The sequence below is a fragment of the uncultured Tateyamaria sp. genome, from assembly GCF_947504105.1.
Taxonomy (GTDB): domain Bacteria; phylum Pseudomonadota; class Alphaproteobacteria; order Rhodobacterales; family Rhodobacteraceae; genus Tateyamaria.
Genome location: NZ_CANNGP010000020.1, coordinates 1 through 18,264 on the forward strand (window position 1 = coordinate 1; position 18,264 = coordinate 18,264).

Annotated in this window: 15 protein-coding genes and 1 pseudogene; 11 read left to right on the forward strand and 5 right to left on the reverse strand. The window is 61.0% G+C overall.

The window, feature by feature from the left end:
- The 8 genes from Q1A75_RS13070 to Q1A75_RS13105 all read left to right on the forward strand — a co-directional run.
- The coding region (locus tag Q1A75_RS13070) for an FAD binding domain-containing protein (protein WP_299640110.1) at positions 1-1,066 on the forward strand (1,066 nt) is incomplete at its 5' end.
- A 22-nt stretch (positions 1,067-1,088) separates the two neighbouring features.
- Positions 1,089-3,389, forward strand: coding sequence for a xanthine dehydrogenase molybdopterin binding subunit (gene xdhB, locus Q1A75_RS13075; RefSeq protein WP_299550319.1), 2,301 nt, complete (start codon positions 1,089-1,091; stop codon positions 3,387-3,389).
- Positions 3,382-4,305, forward strand: coding sequence for a xanthine dehydrogenase accessory protein XdhC (gene xdhC, locus Q1A75_RS13080; RefSeq protein WP_299550317.1), 924 nt, complete (start codon positions 3,382-3,384; stop codon positions 4,303-4,305). Before xdhB ends, xdhC begins: the two co-directional genes overlap by 8 nt.
- Positions 4,302-5,816 (forward strand): ABC transporter ATP-binding protein, encoded by a 1,515-nt coding sequence (locus Q1A75_RS13085; protein WP_299550315.1) that lies wholly within the window; start codon positions 4,302-4,304, stop codon positions 5,814-5,816. Before xdhC ends, Q1A75_RS13085 begins: the two co-directional genes overlap by 4 nt.
- A gap of 138 nt (positions 5,817-5,954) precedes the next feature.
- A complete protein-coding gene (locus tag Q1A75_RS13090; RefSeq protein WP_299550313.1) occupies positions 5,955-7,037 on the forward strand; it encodes an ABC transporter permease in 1,083 nt (360 codons plus the stop codon).
- On the forward strand, positions 7,037-7,342 hold the full coding sequence (locus Q1A75_RS13095; RefSeq protein WP_299550311.1) for a hypothetical protein: 306 nt from the start codon (positions 7,037-7,039) through the stop codon (positions 7,340-7,342). Before Q1A75_RS13090 ends, Q1A75_RS13095 begins: the two co-directional genes overlap by 1 nt.
- Positions 7,333-8,253, forward strand: a complete 921-nt coding sequence (locus Q1A75_RS13100) for an ABC transporter permease (protein WP_299550309.1) — start codon at positions 7,333-7,335, stop codon at positions 8,251-8,253. The genes Q1A75_RS13095 and Q1A75_RS13100 overlap by 10 nt, the downstream gene beginning before the upstream one ends.
- A gap of 30 nt (positions 8,254-8,283) precedes the next feature.
- A complete protein-coding gene (locus Q1A75_RS13105) occupies positions 8,284-9,360 on the forward strand; it encodes a BMP family ABC transporter substrate-binding protein (protein ID WP_299550307.1) in 1,077 nt (358 codons plus the stop codon).
- A gap of 138 nt (positions 9,361-9,498) precedes the next feature.
- Here the strand turns inward: Q1A75_RS13105 and Q1A75_RS13110 are convergent, their stop codons facing one another.
- From Q1A75_RS13110 to Q1A75_RS13125, 4 genes and pseudogenes are all read right to left on the reverse strand, one after another.
- The gene (locus tag Q1A75_RS13110; protein WP_299550305.1) at positions 9,499-10,218 is read right to left on the reverse strand and encodes a hypothetical protein; all 720 of its coding nucleotides are present in this window, start codon (positions 10,216-10,218) and stop codon (positions 9,499-9,501) included.
- A 125-nt stretch (positions 10,219-10,343) separates the two neighbouring features.
- Positions 10,344-10,566 (reverse strand): annotated as a pseudogene (locus Q1A75_RS13115) (DUF465 domain-containing protein).
- Positions 10,567-10,582: 16 nt separating this feature from the next.
- Entirely contained in the window at positions 10,583-11,458 is an 876-nt protein-coding gene (gene ppk2 / locus Q1A75_RS13120; protein ID WP_299550303.1) for a polyphosphate kinase 2, read from the reverse strand.
- Between the two features lie 72 nt (positions 11,459-11,530).
- Entirely contained in the window at positions 11,531-12,193 is a 663-nt protein-coding gene (locus Q1A75_RS13125; protein ID WP_299550301.1) for a DUF2461 domain-containing protein, read from the reverse strand.
- Between the two features lie 269 nt (positions 12,194-12,462).
- Here Q1A75_RS13125 and Q1A75_RS13130 point away from each other — a divergent pair, with 269 nt between their 5' ends.
- Genes Q1A75_RS13130 through Q1A75_RS13140 form a run of 3 tightly spaced genes read left to right on the forward strand, consistent with a single transcriptional unit; the run spans position 12,463 to position 15,224 of the window.
- Entirely contained in the window at positions 12,463-13,389 is a 927-nt protein-coding gene (locus Q1A75_RS13130; RefSeq protein WP_299550299.1) for an aldo/keto reductase, read from the forward strand.
- A complete protein-coding gene (locus Q1A75_RS13135) occupies positions 13,386-14,441 on the forward strand; it encodes an FAD-binding oxidoreductase (RefSeq protein WP_299550297.1) in 1,056 nt (351 codons plus the stop codon). Before Q1A75_RS13130 ends, Q1A75_RS13135 begins: the two co-directional genes overlap by 4 nt.
- Before the next feature lie 18 nt (positions 14,442-14,459).
- Positions 14,460-15,224 carry a GH25 family lysozyme gene (locus Q1A75_RS13140; protein ID WP_299550295.1) on the forward strand — a complete coding sequence of 255 codons (765 nt, stop codon included), beginning with the start codon at positions 14,460-14,462 and terminating at the stop codon, positions 15,222-15,224.
- Here Q1A75_RS13140 and Q1A75_RS13145 read toward each other — a convergent pair.
- Positions 15,221-18,262, reverse strand: coding sequence for an efflux RND transporter permease subunit (locus Q1A75_RS13145; protein ID WP_299550293.1), 3,042 nt, complete (start codon positions 18,260-18,262; stop codon positions 15,221-15,223). The two genes, Q1A75_RS13140 and Q1A75_RS13145, sit on opposite strands and share 4 nt — an antisense overlap.
- Between the last annotated feature and the right edge of the window lie 2 nt (positions 18,263-18,264).

An 18,264-nucleotide genomic window follows, 5' to 3' on the forward strand; every position in this document is an offset into this window, starting at 1 on the left:
CCGCGCAGCAGAGGCGGCTGAAACAGCGTCCGTTCCTGACCATGTAAAGGACATTCCCCTTCTTCTGGCCCAAAATATCCGCGCAGCAGAGGCGGCTGAAACAGCGTCCGTTCCTGACCATGTAAAGGACATTCCCCTTCTTCTGGCCCAAAATACCTCGGGGGAGCCGAAGGCGGGGATCGCCATTGGAACGCCATTGGTCCGAGAGACAATGGCGATGCCCCCAACCACGCTCGAAACCCTCGCCACGTGGTTGGATCAGAACCCCGGCGGCACGCTGATTGCGGGCGCCACGGATGTGGGTCTGTGGGTCACCAAGCAGTTCAGGGATCTTGGACCGGTTGCCTTTCTGAACCGCATTCCGGATCTGTCTGGCGTGACTGTCACCGAGGATGACATACGCATCGGAGCGGCCACGACCCTGACCGATTTGCACAACGCCATTGCCCCCCGTCACCCGGGTTTTGCCGAGTTGATCCGCCGCTATGGGTCCGTGCAGGTGCGCAATGCAGCGACCATCGGCGGCAATGTCGCCAATGGCTCGCCCATCGGAGATGGCTCGCCCGCGCTGATCGCCTTGGACGCGACGCTGCATTTGCGGTCGGTGGACGGGGTGCGGACGCTGCCGATCGAGGATTTCTTCATCGACTATGGCAAGCAAGACCGGGCCGAGAACGAGTTTGTCGAGGCGATCACGATTCCACGGCAAGACGACGCCTTGCGCTGCTACAAGCTATCGAAACGGTTTGATCAGGACATTTCGGCCGTATGCGGCTGTTTCTGGATCGAAGTTGTCAATGACGTCGTAACCGAGGTGCGCCTTGCTTTTGGCGGCATGGCAGGCACGCCTAAGCGGGCCGCGCATGCCGAAACGGCGCTGCGCGGCCAGCCCTGGACCGATGCAATCATGGCCCGCGCCATGCAGGCCATGAGCCGCGATTTCCAACCGCTCAGCGACATGCGCGCCTCTGCCGATTACCGGATGCAGACGGCGCAGAACATGCTGCTGCGCGCGTGGCTGGAGGATCAAGGGCAGGCCACCAATGTGCTGGAGGTGACGTCATGAGCGTTTTGCCGGAGGCGAACATATGACAGTCGCAAAACCTCTGCCCCATGACGCCGCCCATCTGCATGTGACCGGGGCGGCCCGCTATGTGGACGACACGCCGACGCCCGTGGGCACGCTGCATCTGGCCTTTGGCGTGAGCGACGTCGCACACGGCCGGATTGCCGCGATGGACCTTGATGCCGTGCGGTCCGCGCCGGATGTGGTTGCTGTGCTTGTGGCCGAAGACCTGCCTTTTGCCAACGACGTCTCGCCCTCGGCCCATGATGAGCCGCTGCTGTCGGATGGGACGGTACACTACCTCGGCCAGCCATTATTTCTGGTGGTTGCCCGCTCGCATCTGGCCGCCCGTCACGCGGCGCGTCTGGGCAAGGTTGAGATCACCGAAGAAACGCCTGTTCTGTCCATCGACGACGCGCTGAAGGCTGGCACCCGGTTCGAGGATGGCCCGCGCATCTATACCCGTGGCGATGCGACAACCGAATTGGGCGGGGCACAGCACCGCCTTACGGGGTCGTTCGAGATTGGCGGGCAGGAGCACTTTTACCTCGAAGGGCAGGCCGCACTTGCCCTGCCGGGTGAGGACGGGGACATGCATGTTATCTCGTCCACCCAGCACCCAACCGAGATTCAGCACAAGGTGGCCGATGCCATTGGCCGCCCCATGCATGCCGTCCGGGTCGAGACCCGTCGCATGGGAGGCGGCTTTGGCGGTAAGGAGAGTCAGGGCAACGCCTTGGCCGTGGCCTGCGCCGTGGCGGCACGCGTAACCGGCAGCCCTTGCAAGATGCGCTATGACCGCGACGACGACATGATGATCACCGGCAAGCGCCATGATTTCCGCATTGATTACGATGTTGGATTTGATGATGCGGGCCGCATCACGGCCCTGGATGTGCGTCAGTATGTGCGCTGTGGCTGGGCCATGGACCTGTCCCTGCCGGTGGCCGACCGGGCCATGCTGCATGCCGACAATACCTATTTCCTGCCCCACGTGCGGATCGAGAGCCATCGTTTGCGCACCAACACCCAGAGCGCCACGGCCTTTCGCGGGTTTGGCGGGCCACAGGGCATGTTGGGGATGGAGCGGATTGTCGATCATGTGGCGGGCCATCTGGATATTGATCCGCTGGCGGTGCGGGTTGTGAACTTTTACGCCTCCGGCGGTGGTATTTCCGGTCAGAAGAAACAGGCGACGCCCTATGGTCAGGAGGTTGACGATTTCATTGGCGATGCGCTGGTGGCGCAGTTGCGAGAGACATCGGATTATGAGGCCCGCCGGGCGGCTGTGGCGGACTGGAACGCAGCCAACCCGGTGCTGAAGAAGGGTATCGCGCTGACGCCTGTGAAGTTCGGCATCAGCTTTACCCTCACCCATCTGAACCAGGCGGGTGCCTTGGTCCATGTCTATGCCGACGGGTCCATTCACCTGAACCATGGCGGGACCGAGATGGGTCAGGGCCTGTTTCAGAAGGTCGCGCAGGTGGCCGCAAGTCGCTTTAGCGTGCCTTTGGACATGGTCAAGATCACAGCTACCGATACGGCGAAGGTGCCGAACACGTCGGCCACCGCGGCCTCTTCCGGCAGTGATCTGAACGGGATGGCGGTCAAGGCCGCTTGCGACACCATTCGGGATCGGATGTGCGAGCATCTGGCGCAGCTGCATCAATGCCGCCCGGACGAGGTGATCTTTGGTGGGGGGCGGGTGCGGGCCGGGTCGGGAGATTATAGCTTTGCCGAGGTGGCAGTCCTGACCTACGAAGCGCGGATCAGCCTGTCCTCCACCGGGTACTACAAGACGCCCGAGATCAAGTGGGACCGGATCAAGGGGCAGGGCCGCCCGTTTTTCTACTTTGCCTATGGGGCGGCAGTGACCGAAGTGGTGATTGATACGCTGACCGGGGAAAACCGCATTCTGCGTACTGATATCCTGCATGATGCGGGTGCATCGCTGAACCCTGCGCTGGATATCGGGCAGGTCGAAGGGGGGTACGTGCAGGGTGCAGGCTGGCTGACGACAGAAGAGTTGGTCTGGGACGATCAGGGGCGTCTGCGGACCCATGCGCCGTCGACCTACAAAATCCCTGCCTGTTCGGACCGCCCCGATGTGTTCAATGTGGCCCTGTGGGAGGGCGAGAACCGGGCTGACACGATCTACAAGTCCAAGGCCGTGGGAGAGCCGCCCCTGATGCTGGGCATATCCGCCTTTCTGGCGTTGAGCGATGCGGCGGCGGCCTGTGGATCGCACTATCCTGACCTACAGGCCCCGGCCACGGCAGAGACGATTTTGAAGGCGGTGCACACCGCGCGTGGCGATGTTTGATCGGGCTGGGTTGATCGAAGCCTGCAAGGCGCATGACCGGGTTGTGCGGGTGGTGATTGCGTCCGTGCAGGGGTCTGCCCCGCGCGAGGTGGGCGCGGCGATGCTGGTGTGGGACACGGGCCAATCCGGCACGATTGGCGGCGGGGTTCTTGAGTTTGAGCTGGCCGCTGCCGCCCGCACGCTGGCCAAGGATACGCGCAGTCGCCATGCCTTGGGGCCTGATCTCGGTCAATGCTGCGGTGGGGCGGTCGAAGTGCTGAGCGAGGTCTATGATTTGGACCGTGCGCGTGCCCTGCCCGAGGATGCGGTCGCACGCGGGTCTGATCCAATGCCGCTGTCGGTCAAACGCATGTTGAAGGCGGCGCGGAATCAGGGCCAGTTGCCCCCTGCGCAGCTGAAGGACGGGTGGATGATCGAACCGGTGCGCGCGCCAGATCAGGATATCTGGATCTGGGGCGCGGGCCATGTCGGGCGCGCGCTGGTTGATATCCTGCAGCATATGCCCGGATACACCCTGACCTGGGCGGATACAGGGGCCGAGCGGTTTCCGGATGCCGTGCCCGAGTGCGTCACGACCGTGCCTGCCAACGACCTACCCGCCCTTGCCGCCCACGCGCCCCGCGACGCACATCACCTGATCCTGACCTATGCGCATGATATTGATCTGGGCCTGTGCCACGCGGTGCTGACGCGCGGCTTTGCCTCTTGCGGATTGATCGGGTCGGCCACCAAGTGGGCGCGGTTTCGCAAACGGCTTGCCGCATTGGGCCACGGGACGGATGAAATTGCGCGCATCACCTGCCCCATTGGTGATCCATCTTTGGGAAAGGACCCACATTTGATTGCGGTCGGGGTTGCCTATCGGCTAGCACAGTCCACGCAGACCATACCGCAACGACTGGAGACGCGTGCGTGACCCCACTTCTGTCCCTGACCGGCTTGACCAAGGCCTATCCCGGCGTTGTGGCAAATGATGACGTGTCGCTGTCCATCGCCCCCGGGGAAATTCACGCACTACTGGGCGAAAACGGGGCGGGCAAGTCAACGCTGGTCAAGATGATCTATGGGCTGGTCAAACCCGATGCGGGTCAGATGCAGATGACTGGTGGCGATTTTGCCCCCACCGATCCACGCATGGCGCGGGCGGCAGGCGTGGGCATGGTGTTCCAGCATTTTTCACTGTTTGACGCGCTGAGCGTGGCCGAGAACATCGCTCTTGGCATGGAGACACCGCCGCCCATGCGCACGCTGGCGGCCCGTATCCGGGAGGTGTCCGAAACCTACGGCCTGCCCCTCGCCCCGGACCGTGTGGTTGGCGATCTTTCGGCGGGCGAGAGGCAACGGGTCGAGATCATTCGGTGCCTACTGCAGGACCCCAAGCTGTTGATCATGGACGAACCTACGTCCGTCCTGACCCCGCAGGAGGTCGAGATCCTGTTTGAAACCCTGCGCAAGCTGAGCGCGGAGGGCACGGCGATCCTGTATATCTCGCACAAGCTGGAGGAAATCCGCGCCCTGTGTGACGCCGCTACGATCCTGCGCGGCGGCAAAGTGGTGGGCGACTGCGTGCCGCGCGACACGTCGGCCCGCGCGATGGCCGAAATGATGGTGGGCAGCACGCTTGCCACGCCCAAGGCTGCCGCCCATGACGCCGGTGAGGTTTTGTTGTCGGTGACGGGCCTTTCGGTTGCATCGCCGTCTGCCTTTGGCATGTCCCTGCGGGGCATTTCCTTTGATGTGCGGGCGGGAGAGGTGCTGGGCATTGGTGGGGTTGCGGGCAACGGGCAGGACGAACTGCTTGCGGTTCTGTCCGGGGAACTGCCCTGCGGCGTCGGCATGGTGCAGTTCAAGGGCAGCGATCTGGCGAAGAACGGACCGGAGGCGCGGCGCGGTCTGGGCGTGCTGGCCGCCCCTGAAGAACGGCTGGGGCATGCCGCGGCGCCCAACATGTCATTGACCGAGAACGCGATGCTGACCGGGGCCGCCCGCGAAGGGTTGGTGCGGCGCGGGATGCTGAATTGGACCAAGACCCGCGATTTCGCCGAACGTATCATTGCGGGTTTTGACGTGCGCACGCCGGGGCCGGACAATGCGGCGCGGTCGCTGTCGGGTGGGAACCTGCAGAAATTCGTGATCGGCCGCGAGGTATTGCAGCGCCCCGAGGTCCTGGTGGTGAACCAGCCGACATGGGGCGTGGATGCCGCGGCGGCGGCGGCGATCCGGCAGGCCCTGCTGGATTTGGCGGCTGACGGGTCGGCTGTGGTTGCGATTTCGCAGGATCTGGATGAGTTGATGGAAATCTCGGACCGGTTTGCGGCCTTGAACGAGGGGCGGTTGAGTGATCCGCGTCCGACCGCGGGGCTGGATGTGGAGCAGATCGGGTTGATGTTGGGTGGCGCCCACGGGATGGAGGTTGCACATGTGTGAGATCGGCCCTCCGGGGGGGATGTTTTTGAAACAGGGAATGAGGACCACTTTGGAAAGCCTCCAGGGGAGGGGTTCAGGCCCAAATGGGCGGAGCCCCGAGGTGTTTGACCTGCTGCCATATCCCGGAGGACTGCAGGGATGATCCGGATCGAGGCGCGTCCGCAGCCATCTGCTGTGATGGCTTATGCCACGCCGGTGCTCGCCGTGGTGCTGACCATGATCTTTGGTGGGATCTTGTTTGCCGTTTTGGGCAAGGATCCGTTGCAGGCCATTGCGACGATTTTCTGGGAGCCGATCTTTGGCGAGTTCGCGTTCTTTTACCGGCCGCAACTGCTGATCAAAGGCGCGCCCCTGGTTCTGATCGCCATTGGGTTGGCGTTGGGGTTCCGGGCGGGCATCTGGAACATCGGGGCTGAGGGGCAATACATCGCCGGGGCCATTTGCGGTGCGGGGGCCGGGTTGGCCTTTTTCCCGACAGAGAGTGTTTTGATCTTTCCTTTCATGGTGTTGGCCGGGGCCTTGGGCGGTTGGGCCTGGGCGATGATCCCTGCTGTTTTGAAGGTGAAGTTTGGCACCAATGAGATTTTGGTGTCGCTGATGCTGGTCTATGTGGCCGAGCAGTTGTTGGCATCTATGTCGTTGGGATTGCTGAAAAATCCGGAGGGCTTTGGCTTTCCCGGCTCGCGGAATTTGCAGCAGTATCCATCCGCGCATAACGCCGAGATCATTTCGGGCACGGGCATGCATTGGGGTGTGGTTGCCGCGTTGATTGCCGTCATCTTTGCCTATGTTTTGTTGACACGGCATCGGTTGGGATTTGCCATTCGGGTGACGGGTGAGGCACCTAGGGCAGCCAAGTTTGGCGGGGTCAATCCGGGACGGTTGGTGCTGTTCTGTCTGGGCATGTCCGGCCTTTTGGCGGGGCTTGCGGGGATGTTCGAAGTGGCGGGGCCGTCGGGTCAGATCAGCATTGATTTCAATGTGGGCTATGGGTTTACGGCGATCATCGTGGCCTTTCTGGGCCGTTTGAACCCGCTGGGGATTGTGGCCGCGGGATTGCTGATGGCGCTGACATATATTGGCGGCGACATTGCCCAGTCGCAGCTGGGTCTGCCCGCGGCGGCGATCCAGGTGTTTCAGGGGATGCTGTTGTTCTTCCTTTTGGCGCTGGACGTGTTGACGAATTACCGCGTCCGGTTTGGTGCGGCGGAGGTGCTGTGATGAAGGAGTTACTTCTTACGGCCTTTAAGTCTATCGCAGCAGCGTTTGCGGTCCTGGTTGGCCTCGCATTCACGCCGTTGGATTGGGTACCGATGATGCTGTCATTTGCGTTCCTCGGTTGGTCTAGCACGGTCATTCTGTTGCTTATCGCCGGCGCGCCATGTGCGGGCTTTCTCGCGATGCTTGCAACGTCCAAGAAAGGCGCTCGGCTCGAGGGCATCGCTGGCTGGGCCGGGATGTGGGTTGGGGCTTTGACTGGAAGCTGGGTTGGCCTCACGATGTCGGGAAAAGCGCCATGGATCTAAGCGCCATCAACCCCATTCTCCTGATCGCTGCCATGATCGCGGCGGCGACGCCCATTCTGCTGGCGGCCATCGGCGAGCTTGTCGTGGAACGCGCCGGTGTCCTGAACCTTGGGGTCGAGGGGATGATGATCACGGGCGCTGTCTGTGGCTTTATCATTGCCGTGAACACGGGCTCGCCCACCGTGGGCTTCATCGCTGCCGCTGTCGGGGGCGCGGTGCTGTCATTGCTCTTTGCCTTTCTCACGCAGGTGGCGCTGGCGAACCAAGTGGCGTCGGGCCTTGCGCTGACCCTTTTTGGCCTTGGGCTGTCATCGCTCATGGGGCAGAGCTATGTGGGGATCAAACCGCCCCGGGCCGAGGCGACGCCGCTGGGGCCGCTGGCTGACATTCCGGTTATCGGGCCGATCATCTTTGGCCATGACCTGATGGTCTATCTAGGCCTTGGGATCGTTGCCGTCACGTGGGCGGTACTGAAATTCACCCGCATGGGGCTGGTCCTGCGCGCGGTGGGGGAAAACCACGATGCGGCCCATGCGCTGGGGTACAAGGTCAAGCGCATCCGCACGCTGGCCATCCTGTTCGGCGGGGCCTGTGCCGGGCTGGGTGGTGCGTACATTTCGCTGATCCGCGTGCCACAGTGGACCGAGGGGATGACAGCCGGTGTGGGGTGGATTGCCCTCGCCCTGGTTGTGTTTGCCAGCTGGAAGCCGTGGCGCGTGTTGCTGGGTGCTTATCTTTTTGGCGGAATTACCCAGCTCCAGTTGAACCTGCAGGGCGCGGGCGTTGCCATTCCGGTCGAGTATTTGGCAATGTCCCCCTACGTCGTGACGATCATCGTTCTGGTGATTCTGAGCGCAGATAAATCACGCGCCCCCGGCTCACTGGGGCGTACATTCCACGCCTCGGGATAAGGGGCGCACCTAAATGGGGAGAAACCTGAAATGAAACTAACGACACTTCTGGCCAGTGCGGCCATGGTGCTAGGTCTTGCTGGCGGCGCGATTGCGCAGGACAAGACCAAGGTCGGCTTTGTCTATGTCGGGCCCGTGGGCGACGGCGGCTGGACATACGAGCATGATCAGGGCCGCAAGGCGGTCGAGGCCGAGTTTGGCGACCAAGTCGAAACCGTGTTTGTTGAAAACGTGGCCGAGGGCCCCGACAGCGAACGTGTGATGACGCAGATGGCGCTGGATGGCGCTGACCTGATCTTTACCACCTCGTTCGGCTACATGGACCCGACCAACAACGTCGCGGCCAAATTTCCGGACGTTAAGTTCGAACATGCGACAGGTTACAAGCGTCTGCACTCGAACGTGTCGACCTATTCGGCTCGGTTCTACGAAGGGCGCGCCATTCAGGGCCATATCGCGGGCAACATGACCGAGTCGAACATCATCGGCTATATCGGGTCGTTCCCCATCCCCGAAGTGATCCGCGGCATCAACTCGGCCTATATCCACGCCAAGAAAGTGAACCCGGATGTCGAGTTCAAGATCATCTGGGTCTACACGTGGTTTGACCCCGCGAAGGAAGCGGACGCGGCCAAGACCCTGATCGATCAGGGCGCGGACGTGGTTCTGCAGCACACGGACTCGACGGCTCCTCAGGCCGCAGCTCAGGAAGCGGGTGGTGTTGTGACCTTTGGCCAGGCGTCGGACATGGGTCAGTACGCCCCGTTCCCGCGCGTCTCGTCGATTATTGACGACTGGGCGCCCTATTACATCGCGCGCACTCGCGCCGTGATGGATGGCACTTGGGAATCGAAAGACACATGGGACGGTATCGGTGCCGGTATGGTTGGCATCGGCGAGATTTCTGACGCCGTACCAGCCAACGTGAAGGAAGAGGCATTGGCGCTCAAGGCGGCTCTGGCCGACGGATCGTACCACGCATTCACCGGCCCCTTGAACAAGCAGGACGGCTCGCCCTTCCTGGCTGACGGGGAAACGGCGGATGACGGCACCCTTGCCGGCATGAACTTCTATGTCGAAGGCATCGAGGGCGAAATTCCGCAATAAACGCGTGCAATCAGGCGGATCTGTCTGCCGCTTTTTCGCGATCCAAAGCCCCCGACCTGCGGTTGGGGGCTTTTTGTATTGTCAGGAGTGCATATGTCGTGCGCCGGGCAATATCAGTGCCACCTGAACAGGCAGACGCTATTGCGCAAAGATCCGGACCATTTGCGCGTCGAAATGCGCCCATGTCATCGTCGCCTTGTTGCCCGCATACCCGTGATAATGGGATTTGCCGGTGTCATTGGGCAGACCCGCCCAGATCTTGGCCAGGTTGTTCATGAAGGCCACGCGATCCATGTCACCCGCCAAAAAGGGCTGCAAACCGGCATCAGCCAGCAGGATGTCGGCCAACTGATCCTGTACTTCCGGCGTAAACTGCGTGTTCGGATCAATCCCCGCCTGCCGCACAAGACGGCGCAAGGTCGGCGGAATGAACTGGTACCGGCCGATAGCATGGGGCTGACCCGGTGTATCCTTGATCCAGTCATAGATCTGCTGGATCGTCAGCCGTGTCGGCGCAGCGGCGGGCTTGACGCTGGCCCCGTATTGCACGGCATCATACCCCTTTTGGCCGGCCTCAGCCTGCGCGATAAGATTTCGCAACCGCGCCACCCGTCCTTCGACGGGATAGTTCCGCAAGTTGTCGAGTTCCTTGGGATCCGGCGGCGCAAACAGACCAGTGACGGAACGGCCGGCAAAAAGGCTTGGCCCGCTATGACGGATCATCGGCTCTGCACCCATTAGCGGGGTAGCCTTGGTCATGAGACTGGCCCGGCTGACCATCGGCAATGCCTCTGCCCAGGCAAAGGCCGCCTGCCCCACCAATCCAATGACCGCCAAAAGGCCCCACATACGCCGCATCGCAACCTCGTTCTGAAATCATCGCGTGAGGCGTTTTGCAGGGTGATCCCTAAATACAGCGTTTCCGTTCCCCTATCTTCTGAATGAGTTTTAACTCAAATTCGATCTATCGGAGCGACGTACAGTCAGGCAGCCGTCAAGATACCGTACAGCGCGTCCTTGAGCGACATGCGCCGCTTGCGCATGAGACACGGGCGCGACATCCGTCTCGGCACGGTGCACAGCGCGATTGAGGTCATGGTATTCATCGACCAATCGGGCAAAATGCGCATCAGTCTGCCGCAACTCGGAAATGCGATTTGAATGTTCTGGAAAGTCGTCGACCAATTCATGAGGCGTATGTGACATGTGATCCTCCGGGTGCTCAGCTTTTGCGGGATTGCGGGTGCAACGATGCCGTCAGGATATGCTTGGATCCATTTACCGAAGCATCAGCGTGCTGCACAATCAACGGGTCGGGCATCGTGGCAACGGTCTGATCCTTGCCCGGATAATCCAATTTCGACAGGAAGTGCTTCATGCAATTGATGCGCGCACGTTTCTTGTCGTTGGATTTGACAACGGTCCACGGCGCATCGGCGGTGTCGGTGTAGAAAAACATCGCCTCTTTCGCTTCGGTGTAGTCATCCCATTTATCCAGGCTGGCCCGGTCGATCGGCGACAGTTTCCACTGTTTCAGCGGGTCCGTCTCACGCGCCTTGAAGCGGCGGCGCTGTTCGTCCTGCGTGACCGAGAACCAGTATTTGAAGAGCTGGATGCCCGACCGCGACAGCATCCGTTCGAATTCGGGCGTCTGGCGCATGAATTCAAGGTATTCGTTGGCGGCACAGAACGACATCACCCGTACCACCCCCGCACGGTTGTACCACGACCGATCATACAGGACGATCTCGCCCGCGGTGGGCAGATGCTTGACGTAGCGCTGAAAAAACCACTGTCCGCGTTCTTCGTCAGTGGGCTTGTTCAGGGCAACGACGCGGGCAGCACGGGGGTTCAGGTGCTCCATGAACCGTTTGATGGTGCCGCCCTTGCCTGCCGCATCACGCCCTTCGAACAGCAACACAAACTTCTGGCCCGTCTCCTGCACGCACAACTGAACCTTCAGCAACTCGACCTGCAAGGCAGCCTTTTCCGCCTCGTATTCGGCACGCGTCATCTTGTCGGCGTGGGGGCATTGGGTCTGGTCAAAGGCCTGAGCGTGAGAGGGCTTGCGATCAATGATCTCAACAGATTGTGCCAAAAGTCTTCTCCTCGTGCTATTCGGTGAAGACGTAGAAACCCGCACGTACGCGTTGTCATTGATGTGCGTCATTTACAGGTGCGAATCGAAGACCTTCCAGACAGGCATCAAGGTGTTGATCCGCGATACGGTTGCCTTGACCAGACCGGTGTCGCGCCAATCGGCGGGCATCGGCCCCGACATGGCAAGCGCCTTGCGCTTCAACAGATCCCCGTGCGGATGGTCCTGGTCATAGGGTTTCGGTACGCGCTTCAGCGGCTCTGGTCCCCAGTCACTGATCTCAGCACCAGTGTCGGCGGCCGCATCGAGCGCCTCTTGCAAGCTGTCCCCCCAACTGTCCACGAAGGCGCGGTAGCGGGTCAGATGTTCGCCCTGTAGGCCCATTACCCCCATACCAAGGATGAAATAGTCCTTCGACAACCCCCAGAACCACGAGGGGGCCAGCGGGTCCTTGTCCGCGGGGGACCACATGATGTGCAGATGCGTGTTGAGTGGTGTCTTGTCCTTCGAAAAACGGACATCACGGTAGATGCGAAAGACCTTGGGGCTGTGCGGCTTGCCGGTGATGCGGGCGATATCCTCGGCCATCAGGTCCGAAAAGAAACCGGCAGGGCCAGCGATGGCCTCCTTGTAGTGGACCTTGTGTGGCTCGAACCAATCCTTGGTGTTGTTCTTCTCCAGCTTGGCAAAGAAGCTGAGCGCCTCGTCCAGCATCTGTTCAAACCCGTCGGCCATATCCGCCCCCTGTATGTCGTTCCCTTCCGAACCTATCGCACAGCGGGGGCCAGTCCACCGCAAGCTGCTGCCAGGTTGCGTCAGTGGCGTGCATTTGCGCCGTCTTCACGCACCCGACCACACTTGGCCGAGACACACCCATGGCGCTTCGGGGATGTACGCCCGGTGCACTCTGTCTATGCAGTCCATGATGGCGCATCCGCATTCTTCGCACCAAAACACGCGTTAGCCGTTGCGCCCACGGTGCCCTGCATGGCACGACTTGGCACATGATTACCTCTGTCAACGGCACCCCGCTTTCACCCCTGACCTTCGGCACGATGCAATTCGGAGGCAAGGCCGACGCCAGCGAAAGCCGCGCCATGTTCGACGCCGCCCGCGCCGCTGGCATCACCCATTTCGACACTGCCTTTGTCTACACGAGCGGCGCGTCCGAAACGCTGTTGGGTGAGATGGTCCAGGCTGACCGCGATGACCTGATCATCGCGACCAAGGCGGCGTACGAGGGTGGGTCCGGGCGCGACAACATCCTGACCGGCTTTGCCACCTCGCAACAGCGATTGCAGATGGATATGGTCGATATTCTCTACCTGCACCGCTTTGACGATGACACGCCCCTGCAGGAAACCTTTGACGCGCTGGCCACGCTGAAGGCGCAGGGCAATATCCGCCATATCGGCGTGTCCAACTTTGCCGCATGGCAGGTGATGAAGGCGCAGGCGGTCGCCGCACAGTTCGAAGTTCGGATCGACATCATCCAACCCATGCACAGCCTCGTCAAACGCCAGTCCGAGGTCGAGATTTTCCCGATGGCCGTCGATCAGGGCATTGAAATCGCACCCTATTCGCCCCTTGGTGGCGGGCTGTTGACCGGCAAATACGTGGATGGTGGCACCGGGCGGTTGACCGAGGATGACCGTTATGCCGCGCGCTACAACGTGGATTGGATGCGCGAGGCGGCGGCCAATCTGTCTGCGCTGGCAGCTGACCTTGGCACCAATCCTGCAACGCTTGCCGTGGCGTGGGCCATGGCGCATCCGGCGCGGCCCCGGCCCATCATCTCTGCCCGATCGGCAGAGCAGCTGGCACCGTCGCTTGCCGCGCTCGACTTTGACATGACTGCCGACCTCTATGACCAGATCACTGGCTTCAGCGTCACGCCCCCCCCGGCCACGGACCGGATCGAGGAAGCGTGACAGACATCATCGTCATCGGCGGTGGTATCGCCGGGGTGTCTGCGGCGGCGCGTCTTTCGGACGGGGCGCAGGTCACGTTGATCGAGGGCGAAAGCGCCCTCGGCTACCACGCCTCGGGCCGATCTGCAGCACTGTTCGAAGAGAACTATGGGTCGCCTTCGGTGGTGGCACTGAACAAGGCCAGCGCCGCCTATCAGCAACCGTACCTCAGCCCACGTGGTTTCCTATTGCTTGGGCGCGATGGCGAAGATGATCCATTCGATGCAGATGCGCGGACCCTGAAGTGCCCCGAGATTTCGGTGGACGAAGCGCGGACATACATTCCGATCCTGAACGACGCCATCACCCGCGCCGCTTATCATGCCGATGCGTTTGATATCGATACGGACCGGATGATTCAGGATTTCGCGAAGACCGTGCGCGCAAATGGTGGGCGGGTTCTGACGGGTCAGGCGGTGACCGACATCAAGCACGACAGAACCTGGACCGTGCGTTGCGGTGACGAGGTGTTCACCGCTGATGTGCTCGTGAACGCTGCGGGTGCCTGGGCCGACCAGATTGCTGCGATGGCGGGGGTTGCGCCCATTGGCATCATGCCCCTGCGTCGTTCCATGGCACGCCTGCCCGCGCCGGGTGGCCACGACGTGAGCGATTGGCCCATCTTCTTTGGTGTGGGCGAGACGTGGTATGCCAAACCGGATGCGGGGAAGCTTCTGGTCTCTCCGGCAGACGAAGACCTTGTCGCACCGCAGGACGCATGGGCAGACGACATGGTGCTGGCCAAAGGGCTGGACCGGTACAGCCAGCACGTGAGCGAACCTGTCACCCGGGTCGAGACGTCATGGGCCGGTCTGCGCAGCTTTGCCCCCGACCGCACGCTGGTGCTGGGCCGGGACCGCCAAGTCCCTGATTTCATTTGGTGCGCGGGCCAGGGCGGTTATGGGTTTCAGACAGCGCCTGCGGCCAGCCAGCTTGTCGCTGAGCTGGTCCTTGGCCGTCCTCCGCACATTGACGTGGCCACCATCAAATCCTTGTCGCCAGCGCGGTTCTAAGCCGCTAGGTTCAGCCTTATGTTCACACGATTTTTGATTGCCGCCCTCGTCATTTTATCCGCCTGCGCCCCCGGCCCCACCCCCTTTACCGGCCCGATGATCATCGGGGACACCGACCCGGTGCGCTTTGCCGGTCGCCAGCCCAGCACCTTTCCGGTGCGCGGCATGGATGCGGCCCGTTTCCAGACCAGCGTGGATTGGGTCCGGGCCAAGGCCGTGGGGATCGAGTTTGCCTTCCTGAAGGCGACCGAAGGCGGAGACCTGGCCGATCCGATGTTCAAGGATCACTGGCGTGGCGCGGGCCAAGCCGGGATCAGGCGCGGGGCCTACCACTTCTACTATTTCTGCACGACGCCCGAGGTGCAGGCGCAGTTCTTTATCCGCACAGCCCCGCGCACGCGCGGCAGCTTGCCCCCTGTGCTGGACATGGAATGGAACCCGTTTTCGCCCACCTGCCAGCGACGTCCGGACGCGGCCACGGTGCGCAACGAAATGCAGCGTTGGCTGAACATTGTCGAAGCACATTACGGCCAGAAGCCCGTCATCTACACAACGCCGGGCTTCTACGAGGATGCGGAGCTGAACCGTTTGCGGGGCTACGAATTCTGGCTGCGCACCACCGCAAAAACCCCCGCGCAGGCCTTTCCCGGCCAACGCTGGCGGTTCTGGCAATACACCTCTACCGGCACCCTGCCCAATACGCCGGGTGCCATCGACATCAATGCTTTCAACGGCTCAGCCGCCGATTGGCAAAGCTGGCTTGAGCGGCGCACGATCCGCTAGGCGACCTCGTCGCCGCTCACCCGGAAGAAGATGGCATAGAGCGCCGGGACGACGATCAACGTGAGGACCGCTGCAAAGCTGAGCCCGCAGATGATCACGATTGCCAGCGAGGCAAAGAACGGGTCCCACACCAGTGGCACAACGCCCAGCACAGTCGTCAGCACCCCCAGCAAAACGGGTCGCACCCTGCTGACAGCAGAATCCACGATGGCATCCATGCGTGGTTTGCCCTCCGCAATCTGGGTGTCGGTTTCATCAATCAGCACGATGGCCGCCTTGATCAGCAGACCGGTCAAAGACAGGACACCAAGGATCGCCATGAACTCGAGCGGGGTTTGCGTGGCCGCCAGCCCCCAGATCACCCCGATCAGGGCCAGCGGCACCGTCAACCAGATGATCAACGGCTGCCGGATCGCGTTGAACAGTAAAACCACAACAAGGATCATCGCACCAAAGCCCAAAGGCATGGTTGAGGCAAGACCGGCATTCGCCTCTTGCGAGTTGCCGTATTCGCCTTTCCATTCAAGCGTATAGCCGGGCGGAAGCGTGATATCTTCAATTGGCCCCCGAACTTCGTTGAACAAGTCACCCGACAGAACACCCGGCGCGTTGTCGGACTGCGCCGTGACGGCCAATTGCCGGTCGATGCGGCGCAGGTTGCCCGCCTCGAACACCACGTCAAAGCGGTCCACGACCTGATTGATCGGAATGTACCCACCGGCCACCTGACTGAAGACCTGCACATCGCGCAACTCTGCCACATCATCGCGTTCCACGGCCGTCGGGCGCATGACGACATTCAAAAGTTCGTCCCGCTCACGATACACGCCTAAAGTTGCCCCTGTCAGATGGTTTGCAAGGGCCCCTGAAATCTCGCCCTGGGTCAACCCAAGGCGGCGCGCGTTTTCGGTGTTGATGACAGGGCGGATGACCTGCACCTGTTCGCGCCAATCATCCTTGACCGCAATGGCCCCGGCGTCAGACATGATCGCCTTCGCACTGGCGGCCAGTTCACGCAGCACCATAGGATCGGGCCCAAGGAACCGAGCTTCGACCTTGGATCCGCCACCCGGACCAAGGACAAATTTCCAGACTTTCGCATTGGACACAGGATAGTTTTCGTCGATCCAGGCCTGCAGCTCGATGCGCAGGTCCTCGATCTGATCAAAGCTTTCCACGTCCACCAGAATTTGCCCGTAGGCCGAGTTCTGCGTCTCGGCCTCATAAATCAGCATGAAACGTGTGTGACCACGACCAACGACAGTGTTTGTTCCGGTCACGCCCGGCAGTGTTCGCACATGCTCACTGATTTCCAGAATATCCGCCTCGGTCTCGGTGATGTCGGCACCTTGCGGCAGGAAGTAGTCAATCGCGAATTGCGCACGGGTGGAGGTCGGGAAGAAGCCGGGAGGCACCATGCTGAACATCGCAACTGCAGATGCAAAAAGTGCAACCGCAAGGCCGATGGTCAGATATCGAACCGCAAGTGCGCGCTTCAGAATACTCCGATAGCCACGCAGCAACATGTTTTCCCGATCTTCGACGGCCTCACCAGGCTTGAGCAGAAGGGTACAGAAGTAGGGCGTGAGCCAGATGGCAACCAGCCAGGAAAACAGCAACGAAATTGCAATGGTCCAGAACAGGCTGCCCGCATATTCGCCGGTGTTGTCCGGTGAAAATCCGACGGGCGAAAAGGCGAGGATGCCAACAAGTGTCCCCCCCAGCAGCGGCCACTTGGTCTGATTGACGACTGAAATGGAAGCCGAGGCGGCACTCTCGCCCTTTTGCACCCGCACCAGCGTGCCTTCGACCACAACAATGGCGTTATCGACCAGCATCCCCAGCGCGATAATCAGTGCGCCAAGAGAAATGCGCTGCATATCCAGATCATAAAGGTACATCCCGAACAGGGTCCCGGCCACGGTCACCATCAGGATACCACCCATCAGAATGCCCGACCGCAGCCCCATGAAAATCAGCAGCGTGCCCACAACAATGGCCAGCGCCAACACGACGTTCATGACGAAATCGTCGACCGACTCTTTCACCGTCACCGATTGATCGGAAATCGGCAGCACATCAATTCCAATGGGGCGCTGGTCAATCAAAGCATCCATCCGCTCTTTGACTGCCTCGCCCATGTTCACGACATTGCCACCCAGCGTGTTCGAAATCCCGATGCCAATGGCCGGTCGCCCATCACGGTAAAGCAGCATTGTGGCAGGGTCCTCGACCCCACGGCTGATGGTTGCGATGTCAGACAGGCGAAATGATGCCCCGGTCTGAGGGTTGGTGATCAGCAAACTGCCAATGGCCTCGGTTGACGACACCGCGCTTTCGGGTCGGACAATCAAACGGGTTTGTCCGGCCTGAATCGACCCCGCCGGCCGAACGAGGTTCTGCCCTTCGAGGATTTGTGCAATCTGATCCTGCGAAAGCCCAAGCTCGATCAATCGCGCGGAAGAGTATTCGACATAAATGACCTCGTCCTGCACACCGTTCAGAACCACCTTGGACACACCGTCGACCGTCACCAACTCGCGCTGCAGATCCTTGGCGTATTCGTGCAATTCACTGATGGAAAACCCGTCCCCAACCACCGCGAAATAAAGGGCATAGACGTCGCCAAAATCGTCAAAGACCTGACTGGCAAGCGCGTTGGGGGGAAGGTTCTGTTGCGCATCATCAATCTTGGCGCGCATCTGCGCAAACCTCTGGTACAGGACCGGGTAATCAGGCACCGAGGGAATTGTGAACTCAACAGTCACGATGCTGAGACCCGGCGATGATACCGATTTGACTTCGTCCACACCCTGTAACTGCTGCAAGGCGTTTTCGACAACCTCAGTCACTTCTTCCGCTACCTCTTCGGCACTGGCACCGGGATAAGGTGTGATGATCTGCGCCTGCCGGATAATGAATTCAGGATCCTCGAACCGCGGCAGGACGGTGTAGGCGAAGTAACCTGAGATGAGAATAAGCAGCGTCGAGATCGCTGAGATCAGGCGCTTTTCAATGGCAAACCGGGCCAAATCCATGA

Excerpts from the sequence above, each read along its gene's own strand:
- Q1A75_RS13105 (WP_299550307.1), top strand. The coding sequence starts at position 8,284 with ATGAAACTAACGACACTTCTGGCCAGTGCGGCCATGGTGCTAGGTCTT.
- Q1A75_RS13095 (WP_299550311.1), top strand. The coding sequence starts at position 7,037 with ATGAAGGAGTTACTTCTTACGGCCTTTAAGTCTATCGCAGCAGCGTTT.
- Q1A75_RS13110 (WP_299550305.1), bottom strand. The coding sequence starts at position 10,218 with ATGCGGCGTATGTGGGGCCTTTTGGCGGTCATTGGATTGGTGGGGCAG.
- xdhC (WP_299550317.1), top strand. The coding sequence starts at position 3,382 with ATGTTTGATCGGGCTGGGTTGATCGAAGCCTGCAAGGCGCATGACCGG.
- Q1A75_RS13130 (WP_299550299.1), top strand. The coding sequence starts at position 12,463 with ATGATTACCTCTGTCAACGGCACCCCGCTTTCACCCCTGACCTTCGGC.
- Q1A75_RS13145 (WP_299550293.1), bottom strand. The coding sequence starts at position 18,262 with ATGGATTTGGCCCGGTTTGCCATTGAAAAGCGCCTGATCTCAGCGATC.
- Q1A75_RS13125 (WP_299550301.1), bottom strand. The coding sequence starts at position 12,193 with ATGGCCGACGGGTTTGAACAGATGCTGGACGAGGCGCTCAGCTTCTTT.
- Q1A75_RS13100 (WP_299550309.1), top strand. The coding sequence starts at position 7,333 with ATGGATCTAAGCGCCATCAACCCCATTCTCCTGATCGCTGCCATGATC.
- Q1A75_RS13140 (WP_299550295.1), top strand. The coding sequence starts at position 14,460 with ATGTTCACACGATTTTTGATTGCCGCCCTCGTCATTTTATCCGCCTGC.
- xdhB (WP_299550319.1), top strand. The coding sequence starts at position 1,089 with ATGACAGTCGCAAAACCTCTGCCCCATGACGCCGCCCATCTGCATGTG.
- Q1A75_RS13090 (WP_299550313.1), top strand. The coding sequence starts at position 5,955 with ATGATCCGGATCGAGGCGCGTCCGCAGCCATCTGCTGTGATGGCTTAT.